At 63.1% G+C, this 18,478-nt stretch carries 22 protein-coding genes; 12 read left to right on the forward strand and 10 right to left on the reverse strand.

The window, feature by feature from the left end:
- The 3 genes from dbpA to VKM35_RS06820 form a co-directional block, all read left to right on the forward strand.
- On the forward strand, positions 1-1,281 hold a 1,281-nt coding region (dbpA, locus tag VKM35_RS06810; RefSeq protein ID WP_324319710.1), incomplete at its 5' end, for an ATP-dependent RNA helicase DbpA.
- Positions 1,282-1,468: 187 nt separating this feature from the next.
- Positions 1,469-2,293 (forward strand): ATP-binding cassette domain-containing protein, encoded by an 825-nt coding sequence (locus VKM35_RS06815; protein ID WP_324319712.1) that lies wholly within the window; start codon positions 1,469-1,471, stop codon positions 2,291-2,293.
- 10 nt (positions 2,294-2,303) lie between these two features.
- Positions 2,304-3,851 carry a hypothetical protein gene (locus VKM35_RS06820; RefSeq protein WP_324319714.1) on the forward strand — a complete coding sequence of 516 codons (1,548 nt, stop codon included), beginning with the start codon at positions 2,304-2,306 and terminating at the stop codon, positions 3,849-3,851.
- A gap of 165 nt (positions 3,852-4,016) precedes the next feature.
- Here the strand turns inward: VKM35_RS06820 and VKM35_RS06825 are convergent, their stop codons facing one another.
- Positions 4,017-4,193, reverse strand: a complete 177-nt coding sequence (locus tag VKM35_RS06825; RefSeq protein ID WP_324319716.1) for a hypothetical protein — start codon at positions 4,191-4,193, stop codon at positions 4,017-4,019.
- A gap of 193 nt (positions 4,194-4,386) precedes the next feature.
- On the opposite strand from VKM35_RS06825, the gene rluF reads away from it, so the two are divergent.
- Complete coding sequence (gene rluF, locus VKM35_RS06830; protein ID WP_324319718.1) at positions 4,387-5,094, forward strand: 23S rRNA pseudouridine(2604) synthase RluF; 708 nt, start codon at positions 4,387-4,389, stop codon at positions 5,092-5,094.
- A gap of 55 nt (positions 5,095-5,149) precedes the next feature.
- Here the strand turns inward: rluF and VKM35_RS06835 are convergent, their stop codons facing one another.
- The 3 genes from VKM35_RS06835 to VKM35_RS06845 form a co-directional block, all read right to left on the reverse strand.
- Positions 5,150-6,388: a TIGR03862 family flavoprotein gene (locus tag VKM35_RS06835; protein ID WP_324319720.1), complete on the reverse strand. Its 1,239-nt coding sequence runs from the start codon at positions 6,386-6,388 to the stop codon at positions 5,150-5,152.
- A 78-nt stretch (positions 6,389-6,466) separates the two neighbouring features.
- Positions 6,467-7,549, reverse strand: a complete 1,083-nt coding sequence (locus VKM35_RS06840) for an acyl-CoA desaturase (RefSeq protein ID WP_324319722.1) — start codon at positions 7,547-7,549, stop codon at positions 6,467-6,469.
- Between the two features lie 16 nt (positions 7,550-7,565).
- Complete coding sequence (locus VKM35_RS06845; protein WP_324319724.1) at positions 7,566-8,657, reverse strand: ferredoxin reductase; 1,092 nt, start codon at positions 8,655-8,657, stop codon at positions 7,566-7,568.
- A gap of 137 nt (positions 8,658-8,794) precedes the next feature.
- On the opposite strand from VKM35_RS06845, the gene fabR reads away from it, so the two are divergent.
- Entirely contained in the window at positions 8,795-9,463 is a 669-nt protein-coding gene (gene fabR, locus VKM35_RS06850; RefSeq protein WP_324319726.1) for an HTH-type transcriptional repressor FabR, read from the forward strand.
- Between the two features lie 22 nt (positions 9,464-9,485).
- On the opposite strand, the gene VKM35_RS06855 is transcribed toward fabR, so the two are convergent.
- The 3 genes from VKM35_RS06855 to VKM35_RS06865 form a co-directional block, all read right to left on the reverse strand.
- Positions 9,486-9,947, reverse strand: coding sequence for an SAM-dependent methyltransferase (locus VKM35_RS06855; protein ID WP_324319728.1), 462 nt, complete (start codon positions 9,945-9,947; stop codon positions 9,486-9,488).
- A gap of 49 nt (positions 9,948-9,996) precedes the next feature.
- Positions 9,997-10,161: a hypothetical protein gene (locus VKM35_RS06860; RefSeq protein ID WP_324319730.1), complete on the reverse strand. Its 165-nt coding sequence runs from the start codon at positions 10,159-10,161 to the stop codon at positions 9,997-9,999.
- Positions 10,162-10,224: 63 nt separating this feature from the next.
- The gene (locus VKM35_RS06865; RefSeq protein ID WP_324319732.1) at positions 10,225-10,884 is read right to left on the reverse strand and encodes a YceH family protein; all 660 of its coding nucleotides are present in this window, start codon (positions 10,882-10,884) and stop codon (positions 10,225-10,227) included.
- 361 nt (positions 10,885-11,245) lie between these two features.
- Between VKM35_RS06865 and VKM35_RS06870 the strand changes: the two genes are divergently transcribed.
- Complete coding sequence (locus VKM35_RS06870; RefSeq protein ID WP_324319734.1) at positions 11,246-11,890, forward strand: hypothetical protein; 645 nt, start codon at positions 11,246-11,248, stop codon at positions 11,888-11,890.
- Between the two features lie 15 nt (positions 11,891-11,905).
- On the opposite strand, the gene VKM35_RS06875 is transcribed toward VKM35_RS06870, so the two are convergent.
- Positions 11,906-13,093, reverse strand: coding sequence for an acyltransferase family protein (locus VKM35_RS06875; protein WP_324319736.1), 1,188 nt, complete (start codon positions 13,091-13,093; stop codon positions 11,906-11,908).
- Between the two features lie 148 nt (positions 13,094-13,241).
- Here VKM35_RS06875 and VKM35_RS06880 point away from each other — a divergent pair, with 148 nt between their 5' ends.
- Positions 13,242-14,108, forward strand: coding sequence for a LytTR family DNA-binding domain-containing protein (locus tag VKM35_RS06880; RefSeq protein ID WP_324319738.1), 867 nt, complete (start codon positions 13,242-13,244; stop codon positions 14,106-14,108).
- A 25-nt stretch (positions 14,109-14,133) separates the two neighbouring features.
- Here VKM35_RS06880 and VKM35_RS06885 read toward each other — a convergent pair whose 3' ends face one another.
- A complete protein-coding gene (locus tag VKM35_RS06885) occupies positions 14,134-14,376 on the reverse strand; it encodes a DUF3297 family protein (RefSeq protein ID WP_324319740.1) in 243 nt (80 codons plus the stop codon).
- 123 nt (positions 14,377-14,499) lie between these two features.
- On the opposite strand from VKM35_RS06885, the gene VKM35_RS06890 reads away from it, so the two are divergent.
- From VKM35_RS06890 to VKM35_RS06910, 5 genes are all read left to right on the forward strand, one after another.
- On the forward strand, positions 14,500-14,985 hold the full coding sequence (locus VKM35_RS06890; protein WP_324319742.1) for an 8-oxo-dGTP diphosphatase: 486 nt from the start codon (positions 14,500-14,502) through the stop codon (positions 14,983-14,985).
- A 416-nt stretch (positions 14,986-15,401) separates the two neighbouring features.
- Entirely contained in the window at positions 15,402-15,611 is a 210-nt protein-coding gene (locus VKM35_RS06895) for a cold-shock protein (protein WP_026802623.1), read from the forward strand.
- A gap of 128 nt (positions 15,612-15,739) precedes the next feature.
- Positions 15,740-17,008, forward strand: a complete 1,269-nt coding sequence (gene dctA / locus VKM35_RS06900) for a C4-dicarboxylate transporter DctA (RefSeq protein WP_324319745.1) — start codon at positions 15,740-15,742, stop codon at positions 17,006-17,008.
- 36 nt (positions 17,009-17,044) lie between these two features.
- Positions 17,045-17,644, forward strand: coding sequence for a DUF2652 domain-containing protein (locus tag VKM35_RS06905; RefSeq protein WP_324319747.1), 600 nt, complete (start codon positions 17,045-17,047; stop codon positions 17,642-17,644).
- A 72-nt stretch (positions 17,645-17,716) separates the two neighbouring features.
- Positions 17,717-18,196 (forward strand): glutathione peroxidase, encoded by a 480-nt coding sequence (locus VKM35_RS06910; RefSeq protein ID WP_324319749.1) that lies wholly within the window; start codon positions 17,717-17,719, stop codon positions 18,194-18,196.
- A 9-nt stretch (positions 18,197-18,205) separates the two neighbouring features.
- Here the strand turns inward: VKM35_RS06910 and VKM35_RS06915 are convergent.
- On the reverse strand, positions 18,206-18,478 hold a 273-nt coding region (locus VKM35_RS06915), incomplete at its 5' end, for a hypothetical protein (protein WP_324319751.1).

Genomic DNA, 18,478 nt, shown 5'->3' on the forward strand with positions numbered 1-18,478 from the left:
CTGCCGCCCATCCTCGAAGGCCGCGACGTGATCGCCCAGGCCCGCACCGGCAGTGGCAAGACTGCGGCGTTCGGATTGGGTCTGCTGTCGCGCCTCGATCCGGCCATCGCCCGCGTGCAGGCGCTGGTGCTTTGCCCGACGCGGGAACTGGCCGACCAGGTCACCAAGGAAATCCGCCGGTTGGCGCGGCCGATCGCCAACATCAAGATTTCAACGTTCTGCGGCGGCATTCCGCTGCGTCCGCACCTGGCTTCGCTGGTGCACGAGCCGCATATCGTCGTCGGCACGCCAGGACGCGTGCAGGAGCTGATGGACAACGGTGCTCTCAAGCTCGATGCGCTGCTGATGCTGGTGCTCGACGAAGCCGACCGCATGCTCGACATGGGGTTCGAAGCGGCTATCGCCGGCATCGTTTCGCAGGCGCCGAAGACGCGGCAGACGCTGCTGTTTTCCGCGACGTATCCGGAGGAGATCCGCGCGATCAGCGGTAAATTCCAGCGCACGCCGGTGGAGGTGACGGTCGATACCGAACACGCGGACGGCGAGATCGAGCAGTTGTTCTTCGAGGTCGATACGCCGCGCAAAACCGATGCGTTGGCGCAGTTGCTCAGCGAGCATCGGCCGGAATCGGCAGCGGTGTTCTGCAATACCAAGCGCGATGCCCAGGATGTTGCCGAGCAATTGGCGCAGCGCGGTTATTCGGTGCTAGCGCTGCATGGCGACCTCGAGCAACGCGATCGCGACGAAGTGCTGGTGCAATTCGCCAACCGCAGCTGCGCGGTGCTGGTGGCGACCGATGTCGCGGCCCGCGGTCTGGACATCAAGAATCTGCCGGCGGTGATCAGTTACGAACTCGCCAGCGATGCCGACACGCACACGCACCGCATCGGCCGCACTGGTCGGGCGGGGCAGAAGGGGCTGGCGCTGAGTCTGGTGGCGCCGAAAGAAATCGGCCGTGTCGCCGGCATCGAACAGAAGATGGGTTCGACGGCGAAATGGGTGCGGATCAATCTCGCCGAGCGCTCCGGCAAGGATCCTCTGAAGGCGACGATGACGACGCTGATCGTCGATGGCGGGCGCAAGGACAAGGTCCGGCCCGGCGACATCCTCGGTGCGCTCACCGGAGCGGCGGGTTTGCCGGGCGACGCGGTGGGCAAGATCGACACTTTCGATACCCGCACCTATGTCGCGATCCGTCGTGATCTTGCCAAGAAGGCTCTGGAGCGGTTGAAGGTCGGCAAGATCAAGGGCCGCAACATCCGCGTGCGCCCGCTGGGCTGAGCTCGCTCCCGCTGGAAATTCCCAGGGCCCTGTCTTTTGGCCCATGTGCTTAGGTGTTATAGGTAACTATAGTACCAGCACATGGGCGACAGCACTCGCTACGCCCTCCAGATTGGGGAATGCCGTGGCTGCCTGTGAACTGTCTTTGCAATCAGTGAGTTATAGGTATCCGGGTGGGCATCAGGCGGTGTCCGACCTGAGCTTGCAGTTAGGGCCGGGCATTCTCGGCCTGCTTGGCCCGAACGGCGCCGGCAAATCCACGCTGATGCGGATCCTCGCAACCCTGGCGCGGCCCAGCGCAGGTCAGGTGACCTGGAATGGTGTCGACATCGTCAAGGAGCCCGACGCCCTGCGTGTTGCACTGGGTTATCTGCCCCAGGATTTCGGCGTTTACGCGGCGCTGAGCGCGCGCGAATTCCTCGCGTTTCTCGCCGCAGTGAAAGGCTTCACCGGTGCGGACGCCAAGGCACGGATCGAGTCGTGTCTCTCGCTGGTCGGCTTGAGCGATGCCGCGGACCGCCGCCTCGGCGATTTTTCCGGCGGCATGCGCCAGCGCGTCGGTATTGCACAGGCATTGCTCAACGATCCGACCCTGTTGATCGTTGACGAGCCCACGGTCGGACTGGATCCGGAAGAGCGGATGCGTTTCCGGCACATGCTCACCGAGCTCGCCGGCCAGCGCCTGGTGATCCTTTCCACGCATATCGTTTCCGATATCGAAGCGAGCGCCACGGCCATCGCGGTGATGTCGGCGGGGCGACTGCGTTTCCATGGGGCGCCGGAGAAATTGCTGGCGATGGCAGAAGGCCAGGCTTGGGAATGGACCTTGCCGGCCGAACAACTGACTGACGTGCGTTCGAAATTTTCCGTCTGCGCTTCGCTGCGTCGCCCCGACGGGGTGCGGGTGCGCGTGATCAGCGCGGATCGCCCGCATCCCGAGGCACAGGCGGTATCGCCGACACTCGAGGACGCCTACACCTGGTTGCTCGGTGCGGACGCGGTGGCGCACTGATATGGCCGCGATGCAGCGCTTCCTCGCCATCCTCGTCGCCGATCTGCGCGAGCGCACGCGCAGCGTCCGCTTCTGGGTCGTGCTCGGCATCGTCATCGCGGCGACGTGGGCCTGCTTTCCCTCCGTCGATGCCGGTTACGTGACGGTCTCGTTGTCCGGCGGTGAGCGCGGGAAATATTCCAGCGCCTGGGTGGGCTTGGCGCTGGCGCTGCAGTTCTGCACCTTCCTCAGCCTGGGCGGGTTCTATCTGGTGCGCGGCACGCTGGTGCGCGACATCGAGACGCGCGTCTGGCAATTGCTGGTGGCAACGCCGATGACGCGCGGCGGTTATCTGCTGGCGAAATGGCTCAGCCACATGACGGTGTTCGGCGTGATCATGGCGGTGGGTCTGCTGGTCGGCCTGGTGGCGCAAATGACACGCGCCGAAGACACGGCGATCAACCTGTTCGAACTGATCAAGCCGGTGCTGCTGTTGAGCATTCCGAGTCTGGCGATCACCGCGATGCTCGCGGTCTGGTTCGACCTGCTGCCCTGGTTGCGACGCACGGCCGGCAATGTGCTGTTCTTCATCCTCTGGGTGGTGATGATTTCGGTGCCGGCTTCGCAGCTCAACGCACCGACCGCGGCCAAGGATGCCGAACACGCCTGGGTCGGCGATCCAAGCGGCGTGGTGGTGATGGCGCGCGAACTTCATCGCAGCCTGCAGCCGCAGACAAGCAAACCGCAGGCCTATGGTTTCAGCGGCGGCGTGCGCATGATCAAGAAGGCGCCGGTGTTGCTGGAATGGAAATCCTGGCAGGTGCGACCGATGGATGCGCTGGGTCGCCTGCTTTGGTTGGCAGTGGCGCTGGCCGGCGTGCTGCTCGCGGCACCATGGCTTGATCGTGCCGCTGCGCGCGGTACGGCGGCCGCGAGAGCAGGGTCGGGTGCGGGTCGGCGCCTGGTGTTGCTGGATCGTCTGCTCACGCCATTCGCGCGCGGTTTGTTCGGCACGCTGGTGATCGCCGAATTGCGCCTGGTGCTGCGGCAACGCACGAACGCTTGGTGGCTGATCGCGCTGGTGCTCTGCGGCGTACAGGTTTTCGGTACGCAGGCAGCCATGCTCGTCGCATTGCCACTCGCCTGGTTGCTGCCCTTGGATGTGCTCGCGCGCGGCGTGTTGCGCGATCGCGACAGCGGCACGGAGGCACTGATATTCACCGCGCCGGGCATCACCTGGCGATTGCTGGCGGCACGTGCCGTCGTGGCGATCGTGTTGGCCGTCGCGCTGGCGTTTCCGGGCTTGCTGCGCCTGATCGCGACCCATCCATGGGCCGCGCTGGCGGCATTGGCGATTACCGCATCGATCTCGCTCTGGGGCCTGGCCCTTGGCGCGCTGTGCCGCAATCCGCGGCCGTTCGAACTGATCTTCGTCGCCGCGGTTTATAGCGGCCTGCAGGGCGCCGCGATCTTCGACTTGAGCCGGGATCCGATCACCACTGCCGCCTGGCATGCATTGGCCTTGCTGCCGGCGTTGCTGGTTCTGGTCTGGGCTTGGCCGAGGCTGGCCCGGCGCTAGAAAACGCGCGTCGCAGCATCGAGAGAGGGCGCCCGATGGCGCGAGGGAGGGGCATCTGTGGGAGCGGCCTCAGCCGCGATGGCGTTCTCGCCGGGGCCGGAGCCCTTCCCGCAGATGCCCGAAAGTTGCCCGAGGGAGCGGCGCAAGCTGCGACCCGCCTCGGAATCAGCGGTAAGTCGCCGTCCGCTTGGCGTCAGTGAGTGACTGCCTGCGGCAGATTTCGTCGTTCAGGCTGCGGAATTCGCTGCCCTGACGCTTGCCGGCCAGCAGCAGTTGCATCTGGCGCAGCGCGATTTCGATATCGGCGCGTGGTTTGCCCGGAAAAGCGATGACATTGTTCATGGCGGTTGGCTCCCTTCGGCGGCAGGGAGTCGGAAGCATTTTCCGTGCCATGGCGCCGCCTGATGGCGACTGGAGGTCATCATTTCTGGCTGCGCGGAGGTCGGGAAAACGAGCGGGCAGTTCGTGGACCCGAGGGTTACACGCTGTCCGCGCGGATGACTTGGCCGGCGCCCCATGTCAGCATCCGCGCCCTATGCGATTGAACAAGCACATCAGCGAGTCCGGTTTCTGCTCGCGACGCGAGGCCGACCGGCTCATCAGCGAGGGGCGCGTCCTGCTCAACGGCCAGCGGCCGGGCGTCGGCGCGCAGGTGGAGGAGGGCGACAAGGTCGTCATCGACGGGCAGGAGTTGCGCAAGCGCGCGCCAGGCGCGAAGAAGCACGTCTATATCGCGCTCAACAAACCGACCGGCATCACCTGCACGACCGAAGCGCACGTCAAGGGCAACATCGTCGATTTTGTCGGCCACCAGCAGCGAATTTTCCCGATTGGCCGTCTCGACAAGGATTCCGAAGGCCTGATCCTGTTGACCAGCAACGGCGACATCGTCAACGAGATCCTGCGTTCGGAAAACAACCACGAGAAGGAATACCTGGTCGGCGTGAACAAGGCGGTGACCGATGAATTCCTGCGCGGCATGGCTGGCGGCGTACGCATCCACGGGCAGATGACCAAGCCCTGCAAGGTGCGGCGCATCGCCAAATTTGGCTTCTCGATCATTCTCACGCAGGGCTTGAACCGGCAGATCCGCCTGATGTCGGAGGCGCTCGGTTACAAAGTGACGCAGCTGCGGCGCGTGCGCATCGTCAATGTCACGCTGGGCCATCTCAAGGCTGGCACTTGGCGCAATCTTTCCGAAGCGGAGTTGCGCGGCCTGCTGCCGCAGCGCACGGACTGGTAACCCATCGGAGCGATGTAGGAGCGGCGCAAGCCGCGAAATCGTCCGCATTGCTGGGTTATCTCCCGCGCAACCACTCCGCTGCCCCGCGCCCCGCGATCTTCCCGCTCGCAAAACACGCGGTGAGCAGATAGCCCCCCGTCGGCGCTTCCCAATCGATCATTTCGCCGGCGCAGAAGACGCCGGGCAGGTTCTTCAACATCAGGCGCGGATCCAGCGCTTCGAAACGCACGCCACCGGCGCTGCTGATCGCCTCGGCGATCGGGCGCGGGCGCTGCAATGTTATCGGCAGCGATTTTATCGCCGCGGCCAGCGCGTCCGGGTCCAGCATCTGCGTCTTGCTCAGCAATTCGTACAGCAGCCCCATTTTGACGCCTTCGATGCCGGCGCAGCGACGCAGGTGCTCCGTCAGCGAGCGTCCACCACGCGGTCGCGCGAGATCCTGGCGCAGGCGCGGTAACTCGCGGCCCGGTGCGAGATCGAGAGAGATATGCGTCGAGCCGTCGCGATTGATTGCTTCGCGCAGCGCAGCTGAAATCGCGTAGATCAGGCTGCCTTCGATGCCGGTGGTGGTGGCGACGAACTCGCCTTGCAGCTTTTTCTGTTCGCCGTTTTCATCGATCCAGGAAATCACGACCGGCTTGATTGGATGCCCGGCGAAACGCTGCGAAAAAATGTCGCTCCAGCCGACGTCGAAGCCGCAATTGGCCGGTTGCAGCGCGGCGATATCGGCGCCGCGTTCGCGCAACCAGGGCAACCAGGCGCCATCGGAACCCAACTGCGGCCAGCTGCCGCCGCCGAGTGCGAGCAACACCGCGTCTGCGTTGATCGATCGTTCGCCATCGGGCGTGCGCATGCGCAGCGCGCCGGCATCATCCCAACCCAGGCAGGTGTGCTGCATGTGGAAGCGCACGCCGGCGTCGCGAAGACGACGCACCCAACTGCGCAACAGCGGCGCCGCCTTGAGATCGACAGGGAACACGCGGCCGGAGCTGCCGATGAAAGTCTCGATGCCAAGTTCTTTCGCCCAGTCGCGCAAGGCTGTGGCATCGAATTGCGAAAGCCAGCCTGCGATCTCTTTGCGACGCGCGCCGTAGCGACTCGCGAAATCTTCAAAGGCTTCCGAATGTGTGAGGTTGAGCCCACCCTTGCCGGCGATCAGCAGCTTGCGGCCGACCGAACCCTTGCCGTCATAGAGATCGACCTCGATGCCGGCCGCGCGCGCGGTTTCGGCAGCCATCAAGCCGGCGGGGCCACCGCCGATGATGGCGAGGCGGGGCGTGGTCGAAACACTCATGCGGGGATTTTCGCATGAGGCAGGGCACGTCCGCTCTCGCTGCTGCCTCGCGATGCGAAAGGGCTCCGGGTCGTCGCTTCAGCCAGCGACGAGCTCAGCCGCCCGCCGATTCGGCAACGCGTACTTGAGGATGCGCGCCAGCACGCCAAAATACTGCCGCCAGAAACCGCCAGTGTTGTAGTGGACGCCGTACTTGCTGCAGATCGCCTGCACGCGCGGGGCGATTTCGGTATAGCGCGGTGCCGGCAGATCCGGAAACAGGTGATGCTCGATCTGGTGGCTGAGGTGGCCGGTAAGCAGATGGAACCAGCGCCCGCCCTCGAGATTGCTTGAGCCCTGGATCTGGCGCAGATACCACTGGCCGCGGGTTTCGTCACGGACGTCGTCGCGCATGAAAACCTGGGCGTCGGCAGTGAAATGGCCGCAGAAGATGATCGCGTTCGTCCACAGGTTACGGATCAGGTTGGCGAGCAGATTGCCCAACAACACGCGCGGCCAATGCCAAAGCGCAATTGCCGGGAACAACAGGTAGTCCTTGAACAGCTGGTAGCCAGCCTTGCGCAGGAAGGGTTGCATGCGCTGCGCGAATTCCGCGCGCGGCATGCGACCCTTGAGAAAGCGGCCGATCTTGATGTCATGTACTGCGACACCCCACTGGAAATTCGCCGCGAGCAGCAGATACCACAGCGGCTGCAGCAGACTGCTCGGCGACCAGCGCTGCTCGCTGGTCAGGCGCAGGAGGCCGTAGCCGTAATCGTGATCCTTGCCGAGGATGTTGGTGTGGTCGTGGTGTTCGACGTTGTGCGAATGTCGCCAGTGTTCGCCGTCGCAGACGATGTCCCATTCGTAGGTTTGTGAGTTCAGCGATGGGTCGTTCATCCAGTCGTATTGGCCGTGCATGACGTTGTGGCCGATCTCCATGTTCTCGAGGATCTTGGCCAGAGACAGCCCGATCACGCCAAGAATCCAGCTGATGGGCCCGAAGCCGAACATCAGCAGGCTGCGACCGCCGATCGCACAGGCTTGCACAATCCTGCGCATGCGCAGGATGTGGCGTGCATCGTCGTCGCCGATTTTCTTCAGGACATCCAGGCGCAGTGCATCGAGTTCCGCCTGGAATTCGTCCAAGCGGGTCGCATCCATCGATAGTGCGTTGCTCATTTCGATCTCCGGGAAATCACAGGGCGAGCTCGACGTCGCCGAGAGCGCTGGAGATGCAGAGCTGGATCAGCTCTTCTCCAGGGCCTGAGCTTTGCCCAGTCAAAAGGTTGCTGACGCTGCCGCTGAGTTTTCGGCATTGGCAGGTGCGGCAGATGCCGCGACGGCAGCCGAAACGCGGCTGCAGGCCGGCGGCTTCGGCGGCATCGAGAAGACTGGCGCCGGGGTAAGCAGTAAACACTTGTTCGGTTATTTCGCAATGGATCGAATGCGTGCCGGCGTTCGTGTCGCTCGGTCGCGTGCGCCGTCCGAAGCTTTCGCTCTGGAGTTGCCCGGCGAGTCCTGCTTCGGCGTACATCGTCTCGATCCAGGCCATGAAGCCATCCGGGCCGCAGAGAAGGGCTTCGCGCTGCTGCCAGTCGGGAACGAGTGCGGCGAGTTGTTTCGCGTCGAGTCGTTGCTGTGTTTGGGTGTCCTGGCGGAGTAGGGTGAGGTTCGGCCAGGCTGTGGCGAGCGAATCCAGTTCGTCGCGGAAGATGACTTCGTCGGATCCACGAAAGCTTTGCAGCAACACGACGTCGCGCGAGGGCGTGTTTTTTGCGAGATCCTGCAGGATCGAAAGCATCGGCGTGATGCCACTGCCGGCAGCAAGCAGCAACAACTTCCCGTTGCCGGCTTTTGGCGAAAAATGCCCTTGCGCCTGGCTTATACGCAGGATCTGGCCCGGCTTCAGCGCGTGGGCAGCGACGGAGACGACGCCCTGATCCTTGCGTTTGATGGTCAGGCGCAACAGCCCATCGCGGTGCGGCGCCTGCGAGAAGCTGAAACAGCGGGACTGGCGCACGCCGTCAATCTCGAGATCAAGAAGCACGTGCTGGCCGGGACGAAAACCGCGGAAACAAGCGTTGGGTTTGAGCCAGAGGCTGCGCACGCCCTCGGCCTCGTCAACCAGCTTGACCACCCGGGCGCGCGGCTCGCTCAGCGACCACAGCGGGTTTACCGTCGCGATGAGGCTGTCCCAGGCGCGGACATCGTTGAGTGGCGACAGCAGCCGGCTTTGCCAGAGGCGCGGCGCGCGGGCGGCGGACAGGGTGGGGGAAAGTTTGGCCACAACGGGCTCCGCTTTTTAAGTAAACGAATGTTTACTGAAAAGAATAGAGCAGTCACTCCGCCGGATCAAATCCCCGGCACGCGCCTATACTTGCCCGCGTCGACGAGGCATCGTCAGGGATGGCGCAGGAGAACGGGTTGACCATCAGCAAGGCCGCCATCAGTCGTCGTGACACCGACGCCCCGGAAAGCCGCGAAGAGCGCAAGCAGCGCACCCGCGCGCACTTGATGGCTGGTGCGCTGGCGCTGATCGGGCAGGGCCGAGGCTTCACTTCGCTCAGCCTGCGCGAGATCACCCGCGAGGCCGGCGTCGTCCCGGCCTCGTTCTATCGTCATTTCAAGGACCTCGACGAGCTCGGCCTGGCCCTGGTCGAAGAGGGTGGTGTGACCTTGCGGCGCCTGCTGCGCGAAGCGCGCCGCGACGGCATTCCGCCGACCGACATGCTGCGCAGTTCGGTGCAGATCTATCAGCGCTACGTAGAGGAACACCGGCTGGAATTTTCTTTCATCGCCGGTGAGCGCGGCGGCGGCTCGCCAGTGATACGCAAGGCGATCCGCACCGAAGAAAGTCATTTCGCTTCGGAAATGGCGCAGGACTTGCGCGCGCTGGGCACCTTGCCTGATCTGTCGACGGCGACCCTGCAGATGATCTGCGGGCTGGTGGTGACGACGATGCTCAATGCCGCGTCCGACATCCTCGACCTGCCGCCGCGGCAACCGAAACGCGAGCGCGAGCTGGTCGAGAATTTCGTGCGGCAATTGCGTCTGGTGTTTCTCGGCGCGAAGAGTTGGCGCGACGACGCCTAGGATTTCACGCGGCGCGGTCCACTCACCAATAATCCTTCATCAGTTCCTGCGCCCATTCCGGCTCGCGGATTTCGCCCTGCGGTTCGAAGCCCGACATGTGCGGTTTCAGATCGAGCACCGGCGTGCCATTGATGGCATCGAGGCCTTGCACGTGGATGTTGCAGCCTTCGATGCCGAGAATCCGGCAGGTCGATACGCCGATGCGGTTCGGACGATTCTTGCCGCGCTGGGCGAAAATACCGATCTTCGGCCAGGCCGGATTGTTGCGCGGATGGCGCGACCCTACTTCGATCTTGCCCGGATCGACCTGGTGGAAGCTGTAGACGACGATCAGGTGCGAGAACGATTCCAGCCCGGCGATCGCATCTGGAGAAAACCGATCGCAGTCCATCACGATGGTCGCAGTGACTTCGCCCCAGTGATCGTCCTCGACCGCATCGCGGCCACCAAGGACATGGGCAATCGGCGTGAGTTCGATCTTCATCGGCGGCGTGGGCGTCCTGGTTCAGATCGACTCGGTGCCGGTGTGGACGTTATCCGGTAGGACTGTCGGCGTTGTCGGCAGGAGCCGCTGCGCCGTCTTCTGCGGGCGCGTCGGTTTCGTCCTTGGACTGCTTGCGCTGGCGCTTCTCGTCCTGTTTTTTCTTCTTGGCGATATCGCGCTGACGCTTTTCGAACTGGTAGTTGGGCTTGGCCACGGAATTTCCTCGTCGATGGGCTGCAGTTTAAAGCAAGCCGCCGGCAGCGTCGCCTGACAGCGATCAGGCGGCCGGGTTGCGCAGCTCGGCCAGTTGCGCACGCAGGGCGGCGAGGTCGGCTTCCAGCGCCTCGACGCGGGCTTCGAGTCCGCCGCGTTCGCTGCCCGGACTCGTCGCCTTGATGTTCTGGATCAGCAGTTCGGCATCGACCGGACCGCCCAGCAGGTGCATGTAGCGGTCTTCGCGTTGACCGCTGCCGCGGCCAATATTGACCACCAGCGCCGGACTGCGCTGGCTGAGGCGATCGAGGCGCTGGCGGACGTCGTCGAGGTCCGGTGCGGCGCCGAGGCGTTCGCTGCGGCTGAACAATTCCGCGGCCGTCTGCGGACCGCGCAGCAGCATCACGCAGAGCAGGGCCTGTTGCCGCAGCGTCACCGAATACATGTGGCTGAAGCGATGTTCGTAGCGTTGTGCCCGCGCGCCGTGCACGGATTTGATCAGGCCGAGGTTTTCCATTTCGCGCAAGGCATGCCCGACTTCACCGGCTTCGAGCTCCATCAGCGGCTCGCGATTGCTTTTCTGGTTGCAGGCCAGGACGACGGCATTCGCAGTGAGCGGATAGGCTTCCGGCGTGGTCGCTTCCTTTTCGATCAGGCAGCCCAGGATGCGCGCCTGGATCAGGCTCAGTGGCGACAGCGCGGCAGGTGAAGCGTCGGTTTCCATAGCGATTCTTGTGCGAGAGCGAGCCGCCATCATGCCTCATCGTCATGGTGGCCGATGGCGTCTTCTGCGCTGACTGGTGGGACATCGGCGGCCCCGGATAGGGCCGCCGCGCGGGCTCGCGTCCCGGATCGGTGCAGCGAGGAGTGGCTCAGCCGCCTTTTTTCGCGGCCTTGTCGGCGCGCTTTTCCTTCAGGGTCTTGGCCGGCTTCTTCTTCGCTTCCTTTTTCTGTTCCATTCCCTTTGCCATGTCGCTCTCCTTGGGTTGGGTTTGCCGCTGATGCTGGCGGGATATATCGTGACTTAGCGGCATCGTCCTGTCACCCGCCGCCACCATCCATCCTCACTGGCCTGCGAACGAACCATGACCCTGCTAGTCGATCCGCCGCTGCCGCTGCCCTCGGCGCTTGTTGCCGAGTTGCAGGCGGCGTATGCGACGCCGCCGCGGGCCTACCACGCTTTTTCGCATGTCGAGGAAGTGCTGCGGCAGTTTGCGTTGGTTGCGGCAGGGCCGGGTTGGCGCCAGCCGGCGGAGATCTACCTCGCGATCCTTTATCACGACGCGATCTATGCCGCCGGACGTCGTGACAACGAAGAGCGCAGTGCCGAGCTGGCGTTGGCGGCGATTGGACGATTCCTGCCGGAGGCGAACGTCGACAGAGCGCGTGTCGCCGCCTTGATTCGCCTGACTGCACGACATGGACGATTGGCGGTGGGCGAGGTGGATGACGAAGCCGCGCTGTTTCTCGACTGCGACATGGCCATTCTTGCTGCCGAGCCGGCGGTGTTCGATGCCTACCATCGCGCGATCGCCATCGAGTATCGCGGCAAATTGCCGGGCTGGCTGTTCGAATTCAATCGTCGGCGCTTTCTCAAGGGCTTGCTCGCGAAGGAGCGGATTTTCCTGAGCGGGTTCTTCCATGCGCGTCTGGATGCGGCTGCCCGCAGTAATCTGCAGCGGGCATTGCAGGCCCCGCGCTCGGCATTGCGGGCCGGCGCGGGGCGTTGATGGGTGTGAGGAGGGTCAGGCCTGTGCGCTGCCTGTTTCCAGCGCGATGGGTTCCTTGCGAATTTTCGGCAGCGATTTCAGGCCAAGGCAGGGTCGCAGCCACGACACGCGCTTCGCACCTTCACTGAGCAGGTAGCAACCGGCGATAGTTCCCGCGAGCACCAGCAGAGGCTCGAGCACCGGTCCGAACTTCAGCGGGATCAGCCAGTACGCCAGCAACACGATCAGGCTCTGATGGAAGATGTACCAGGGATACACCGACTCGGTCGCCCAGGGCAGCCAGCGGAAAGGCTTGTTCAGCAGTGCATGCGCCCAGCCGAGGATCGCCAGCAGCGCGGTCCAGATGTAGAAATTGCGCAGCACCCACAACACGTCCGCCAGCCAGATCGGTGAGTCCTCGGGCAGTAGCGCGACCATGCTGATATAGGGCACGAACAGCAGCAGCGCGATCGTCAGGCTGACGCGGCGCAGGCGCAGTGCTTCCGCCCAGAAACCGTCGCTGCGCGCGATCAGGTAGCCGTAGACAAACACGGTGAAATAGGCCGCGTTGCGATACCAGTCGTGGATGAAGTCGCCGTTGTCTGGGAACAGTGGTTGCAAGACCAGCGTGTACAACAGCAAGGGCAGCGCCGGGTAGATGAGCAATCGTGCGCCGCGCAATCCGGTGAACGCTGCAGTGAGGCGTTGGCCGAAACGCGAAGCCAGCGGCTTGGCCAGCAGCGCGAGCGCTAGCGTGTACATCCACAGATAGGCGAGATACCACAGGTGGTTCCAGGTGAAGCCGTGCTCCCAGCCGTCGAAGGCGTGTTCGGGCCAGCGCTGGCCGCTGTAGTAGTGCACGAGGAATTGCCCGAAGCCCGGCTCGACCAGATGGTTCGACACGCCCTGCACGTAAGGCTGGATCGGCACGATCACCAGCATGCCGAACAGCAGCGGCAGGAACAGCCGCCAGGTGCGACTGCGCACGAAGTTCCAGACCTTGTCGGGATTGATCAGGAAGGCGGAGGCGATGCCCGAGATCAGGAAGATCAGGTCCATGCGCCAGCGGTTGAGGAACAGCATCGGCCACTGCAGCCATTCGCCCTGATGCGGGCTCTTGATATGCCAGCCCCAGTCGGACACATAGAGCATGCACAGGTGGTAGAGGATCAGCAGGGTGAAGGCGATGGCGCGCAGGGCGTCGATGTCGTGGCGGCGGGTCATGGGGCTCTCCGTGGTGTACGGCCAGCCTGGCGATGACGGCGATTTCTCCCAAGCCACGAGGGCCGGATGGCGGGCCGGAGTGACGAGTGGCGGCGGCCAGGGATGAATCGAGGAACCGTTTCCACGTCCGAAACCTTAAAATGCGCCGATGACCACCGACGCCCGCTCCCTGCTCGAACGCTACCAACCCTATCGACGGTTTTGCGAAACCGGTTTCTGGATCCTCTACTTCGTGCTGCAGGCCAGCCTGAACTCGGTGATCGTAGAGCTGGATGTGGAGCGGGTGAAGCTGGATTTCGCCACCTGGGAGCCAGTGGTCTGGGAATGGTCGAGCAACCTCGTTCTGCTGGCGCTGGTGCCGGCGGTGATTGCATTCGAACGACGCTTCCCGCTTTACATCGGTTCCCTGCGCAAGAACCTGCCCTGGCATTTTCTTGCCAGTCTGGTATTCAGCGTGGTGCACGTCACCGCGATGGTCGGCCTGCGCAAGCTCGCCTATTCGATACAGGGCGGAATCTACGATTTCGGCTACTGGCCGCGTGAGCTCGGTTACGAATATCTCAAGGACTGGCGCTCCTACCTCGGCATCTTGTTGATCGCCGGTGCCTACAACTTGTTGCTGGTGCGTCTGCAGGGCGAAGCGCGCCTGCTCGATGCGCCGGATGAGGGCGAAGGTCCTGCGCTGGAGCCGATCGACCGGCCCGAGCGTTTTCTGGTGCGCAAGCTGGGCAAGGAATTCCTGGTCGCGGCCAACGACATCGAAGTACTGCAGGCCTCCGGAAATTACGTGAACCTGCGCGTACGCGGCCGCGAATATCCGCTGCGCGCGACCATGGCCGGGATCGAGCCGCGCATGGATCCGGCGCGCTTCGTGCGCGTGCATCGCAGCTACATGGTCAATCTCGACTGCCTCGCGGAAATCGAACCACTGGAAACCGGCGATGCACGGCTGGTGATGCGCGACGGCACCAAGGTGCCATGCAGCCGGCGTTATCGATCGGTATTGAAGCGCTGAGCGGTTTTGAAACCGCGATCGCGGCTCAGGCGATATCGAGGAAGTAAGGCTCGACGCTGCCCATGACCTTGATCGTCATGGCATTGCCGCGGCGATCAAGCGCCTTGCCGGCGGTCAGACGGACCCAGCCTTCGCTGACGCAGTATTCCTCGACATTGGTTTTTTCTTCGCCCTTGAAACGCACACCGACGCCGCGCTCGAGTACGGCAGCATCGAAAAAGGGACTTTTGGGATTCAGGGCCAGGCGGTCGGGCGGGGTGTCGGTCATCGTGCTGTCTCGGAGTTTTCTGCCGGCGGCGATTATCGCTTGGATGCCGCGGCGGCGGCGAGCGCTGTTAGCAGGTGCTGGTGCGGCTCGCTATGCTGTCCACCTTTCCGGAAGCCCGCACCCATGCCTTATTGCCCCATCGTTGCCACCCTGGGTTACGTCTTGTCGCCCGATCGTCGCAGCGTCCTATTGATCCATCGCAATGCCCGTGCCGATGACCATCATCTGGGCAAATACAACGGACTGGGTGGCAAGATCGAACGCGACGAAGATGTCATGGCCGGCATGCGCCGCGAGATCCATGAAGAGGCCGGCATCGTCTGCGACGAAATGGTCTTGCGCGGAACCATCAGCTGGCCGGGCTTCGGCAAGCACGGCGAGGATTGGCTCGGGTTCGTGTTTCGCATCGATCGCTTCAGCGGCGAGCCGTTCGCGGGCAATGCCGAAGGCACGCTGGAATGGGTGGAGATCGAGAAGGTGTCCGGACTCAATCTCTGGGAAGGTGATCGACATTTCCTGCCCCTGGTCTTCGATGCCGACCCGCGCCCGTTCCATGGCGTGATGCCTTACGATCAGGGCCGGATGCTGCGCTGGCAGTATTCGCGCTAGTGCCGGCCGGCCTGTTCAGGAATCCGACGCCCGGGCTGGTCGACGGGTTTCGGCAGGATGCACCTTATATATAGGTGGCGGACGAGGCTCGGCCGCCAGACATTCACGGGGCCGGTAGCTGTGTTGGTTCTGGGCTGGACATCCGTCTCGTCCGCGCCGCTGCTATCGGAGGTCAATGGCCGTCAACTTCGGCAAAGCCCTGCGAGCGGTCCCGGGCGGCGTTCATCTTCGGCTCGCTTTCCGAAAAGAATGGGTGTATGGTTCGCCCACTGTGTTTGCCAGGGTCACAGTGAATCGTGGCCCGGTGCGGTAGATCCAACGATCCGCTACATCGCTTAGCCCGCTTGCTCCCTGCAACTACAGTCTTGATACCGGGTTTTCCGGGTCTCGATAATTCATGTTCCAAGGAGTTTCAAATGTCGGATCGTCAGAGTGGTACCGTGAAGTGGTTCAATGATGCCAAGGGTTTTGGTTTCATCACCCCGGAAAGCGGTGAGGACCTCTTCGTTCACTTCCGTTCTATCCAGGGCAGCGGCTTCAAGTCGCTCCAGGAAGGCCAGAAGGTCACCTTCACGGTTGTGAAGGGCCAGAAGGGCCTGCAGGCTGACGCGGTCCAGATCGTCTAATTCGATCGCACCAGCTGCAAATTTAAAAGCCCCGGGCGGAAACGCCCGGGGCTTTTTCTTTGCCCGACATTCTCGTGTAGCGACGGTTTCGGCTACGCTCCAAGCTAGGCCGGGGAGGGCTGTCGTCGATGCGCGAGAACTGGTGGAAGTCGCTTTATGCGCAGGTGCTGATCGCGATCGCCGCCGGCATCGTGCTCGGCATCGTCAATCCTTCGTTCGCGGCGCAACTCAAGCCGCTGGGCGAAGCCTTCATCGCCCTGGTCAAGATGGTGATCGGTCCGGTGATCTTTCTCACCGTCGTCGTGGGCATGGCGAAAATGGGCGACCTTCGCCACGTCGGCCGGATCGGCGTCAAGGCACTGCTCTACTTCGAACTGATGACCAGCGTCGCGCTGGTGCTGGGTCTGATCATTGTCAACGTGATGAAGCCTGGCGCCGGCATGCATATCGACCCGGCGACGCTCGATCCCGCTGCGATCGCCGAGTACCAGCAAAAGGCGGCCGCCAGCGGTGTGGTCGGATTCCTCACCGACATCATCCCGAAAACTTTTCTCTCGGCATTTACCGACGGTAATTTGCTGCAGGTCCTGCTGATCGCCTTGCTGTTCGGTGTCGCATTGACCCGCAGCGGCGCGACCGGTCGCAAGGTGCTCGACGGCCTGGAGCAGCTCGGTGCGGTGTTCTTTGGCATCGTCAACCTGATCATGCGTTTCGCGCCGCTCGGTGCGCTTGGCGCAATGGCTTTCACCGTAGGCAAATATGGTGTCGCCACGCTGCTGTCGCTGGGCTGGCTGCTGCTGTCGGTGTATGTGACCTGCGCGCTGTTCGTGCTGGTTGTGCTGGCGATCGTCGCGTATCTGTCGGGGTTTTCATTGTGGAAATTCCTGCGCCACATCCGCGCGGAACTGCTTCTGGTGCTGGGTACCTCGTCGTCGGAATCGGCGCTGCCGCGCCTGATCGAGCGCCTCGAGGAACTCGGCTGCGATCGCGGTGCCGTCGGCCTGATCGTGCCTACCGGCTATTCCTTCAACCTCGATGGCACCTGCATCTATCTGACGATGGCCGCCGTGTTCATCGCGCAGGCCACCGATGTTCCGCTTGGGCTCGGTGATCAACTCGTACTGCTGGGCGTGTTGTTGCTGACTTCGAAAGGTGCGGCCGGCGTGACCGGCTCCGGCTTCATCACGCTCGCCGCGACGCTCGCGGCCTTGCACGGCAAAGTGCCGGTTGCCGGCGTGGCGCTGATCCTGGGCGTCGACCGCTTCATGTCCGAGGCGCGTGCGATCACCAACATCATCGGCAACGGTGTCGCGACACTGGTGGTCTCGCGTTGGGAAGGTTTGCGCGACGACGAGAAAATGCGTGCCGCGCTCGACGCGGGGTCGACGGCGGCGTAGCGTCGGCCTGCCGAAACCCGTCTCCAGGAATCCGACATGCGACTGATCCGCGCCGTGCTGGTGATCGTCGATATCAGCGGTTACACCGATTTCATCACCAAGCGCGAAGTCAGCCTGCTGCACGCCGAGCAGATCATCAGCGAATTGCTGGAGGCGATGATCGACCGTGCGGAGCATCCATTGATCCTCAACAAGCTCGAAGGCGATGCCGCGCTGATGTATCGCGATGCCGGCAGCGATGTGCAGGCTGCCGTGCATGATGTGCTGGTGCAGGTCGGTCTGTTGTTCGACGCTTTCACGAAAAGTCTGCTGCGCATTGGCGAGGCGCGGTCCAATTGCGATTGCGGTGCCTGCGCCAACATCAGCGAGCTGCGCCTGAAGGCCTTTCTGCATGAAGGCGAAATCGCGCTGAAGCAGGTGCGGCAGTTCGAAGAGCTGGCCGGCGAGGAGGTGATCCTGATCCATCGCCTGCTCAAGAATCATGTGGCGAGCCACGAATACGTGCTGATCAGCGACGCCATTGCCCGTGCCTGGCCAGCCTGTGCAGGGCTTGGACAGGAACATCGCGAAACCTTCGAGGGCGTCGGCGAGCGGGCCCTGCGTCTGCTGACTCCGGCCGAATTACCTGCGCACTGATCTGCGGCCGCTTCCCTTTACGCGATTTTGGCGGGAACATGACCGCGTCGCCTCATCCTTCGGAGCCCTGCCATGACCAACGTCTATGATTTTTCCGCCAAGACCATCGATGGCGCCGAGCAGTCGCTCGCCGACTACAAGGGCAAGGCGATGCTGGTGGTCAATACCGCATCCAAGTGCGGCTTCACGCCGCAATACACCGGCCTGGAAAAACTCTGGAAGAAATATCAGGGCCAGGGTCTGGTCGTGCTTGGTTTCCCCTGCGACCAGTTCGGCCATCAGGAACCCGGCGACGAGGAAGAGATCAAGAGTTTCTGCTCGCTGACCTACGACGTGAGTTTTCCGATGTACGCCAAGGTCGATGTCAACGGCGACAAGGCGCACCCGCTGTGGAAATTCCTCAAGAAGGAAAAATCCGGCCTGCTTGGCATGGATGGCATTAAATGGAACTTCACCAAATTCCTGGTCGACAAGGATGGGAAGGTGATCAAGCGCTACGCACCGACCGATACGCCCGAGAAAATCGAGAAGGACCTCGCCGCGGTGCTTTGAGCGACGGGTTCAGCGAGTGCCCGTCGTTTCCGGTGTCGGCGCGAGGTCGGGCGGCGCGGTCGCTGTTGCCGGGTGTACCAGCAGCTCGTTGACGTCGGCGATGATCTCTTCGAGCGAGCCCTCGCCGAAGCCCACATGCACCGAGGCGATCTTTCCGGTCTGGTCGATCACATACAGATTGGGATAGGAATTCACCGCGTAGCCTTCGCTGATCTTGCCATCGCCGTCGTGGGTGAAGGTCAGGGCGCTGTCCTTGAGCTGGCGGCGGATGATTCGGTAGTC

Origin of the sequence: Arenimonas sp. (assembly GCF_035312645.1) — a bacterium.
Classification (GTDB): Bacteria; Pseudomonadota; Gammaproteobacteria; order Xanthomonadales; family Xanthomonadaceae; genus Arenimonas.

Excerpts from the sequence above, each read along its gene's own strand:
- VKM35_RS06820 (WP_324319714.1), top strand. The coding sequence starts at position 2,304 with ATGCAGCGCTTCCTCGCCATCCTCGTCGCCGATCTGCGCGAGCGCACG.
- VKM35_RS06825 (WP_324319716.1), bottom strand. The coding sequence starts at position 4,193 with ATGAACAATGTCATCGCTTTTCCGGGCAAACCACGCGCCGATATCGAA.
- rluF (WP_324319718.1), top strand. The coding sequence starts at position 4,387 with ATGCGATTGAACAAGCACATCAGCGAGTCCGGTTTCTGCTCGCGACGC.
- VKM35_RS06835 (WP_324319720.1), bottom strand. The coding sequence starts at position 6,388 with ATGAGTGTTTCGACCACGCCCCGCCTCGCCATCATCGGCGGTGGCCCC.
- VKM35_RS06840 (WP_324319722.1), bottom strand. The coding sequence starts at position 7,549 with ATGAGCAACGCACTATCGATGGATGCGACCCGCTTGGACGAATTCCAG.
- VKM35_RS06855 (WP_324319728.1), bottom strand. The coding sequence starts at position 9,947 with ATGAAGATCGAACTCACGCCGATTGCCCATGTCCTTGGTGGCCGCGAT.
- VKM35_RS06865 (WP_324319732.1), bottom strand. The coding sequence starts at position 10,884 with ATGGAAACCGACGCTTCACCTGCCGCGCTGTCGCCACTGAGCCTGATC.
- VKM35_RS06870 (WP_324319734.1), top strand. The coding sequence starts at position 11,246 with ATGACCCTGCTAGTCGATCCGCCGCTGCCGCTGCCCTCGGCGCTTGTT.
- VKM35_RS06875 (WP_324319736.1), bottom strand. The coding sequence starts at position 13,093 with ATGACCCGCCGCCACGACATCGACGCCCTGCGCGCCATCGCCTTCACC.
- VKM35_RS06880 (WP_324319738.1), top strand. The coding sequence starts at position 13,242 with ATGACCACCGACGCCCGCTCCCTGCTCGAACGCTACCAACCCTATCGA.
- VKM35_RS06885 (WP_324319740.1), bottom strand. The coding sequence starts at position 14,376 with ATGACCGACACCCCGCCCGACCGCCTGGCCCTGAATCCCAAAAGTCCC.
- VKM35_RS06890 (WP_324319742.1), top strand. The coding sequence starts at position 14,500 with ATGCCTTATTGCCCCATCGTTGCCACCCTGGGTTACGTCTTGTCGCCC.
- VKM35_RS06895 (WP_026802623.1), top strand. The coding sequence starts at position 15,402 with ATGTCGGATCGTCAGAGTGGTACCGTGAAGTGGTTCAATGATGCCAAG.
- dctA (WP_324319745.1), top strand. The coding sequence starts at position 15,740 with ATGCGCGAGAACTGGTGGAAGTCGCTTTATGCGCAGGTGCTGATCGCG.
- VKM35_RS06905 (WP_324319747.1), top strand. The coding sequence starts at position 17,045 with ATGCGACTGATCCGCGCCGTGCTGGTGATCGTCGATATCAGCGGTTAC.
- VKM35_RS06910 (WP_324319749.1), top strand. The coding sequence starts at position 17,717 with ATGACCAACGTCTATGATTTTTCCGCCAAGACCATCGATGGCGCCGAG.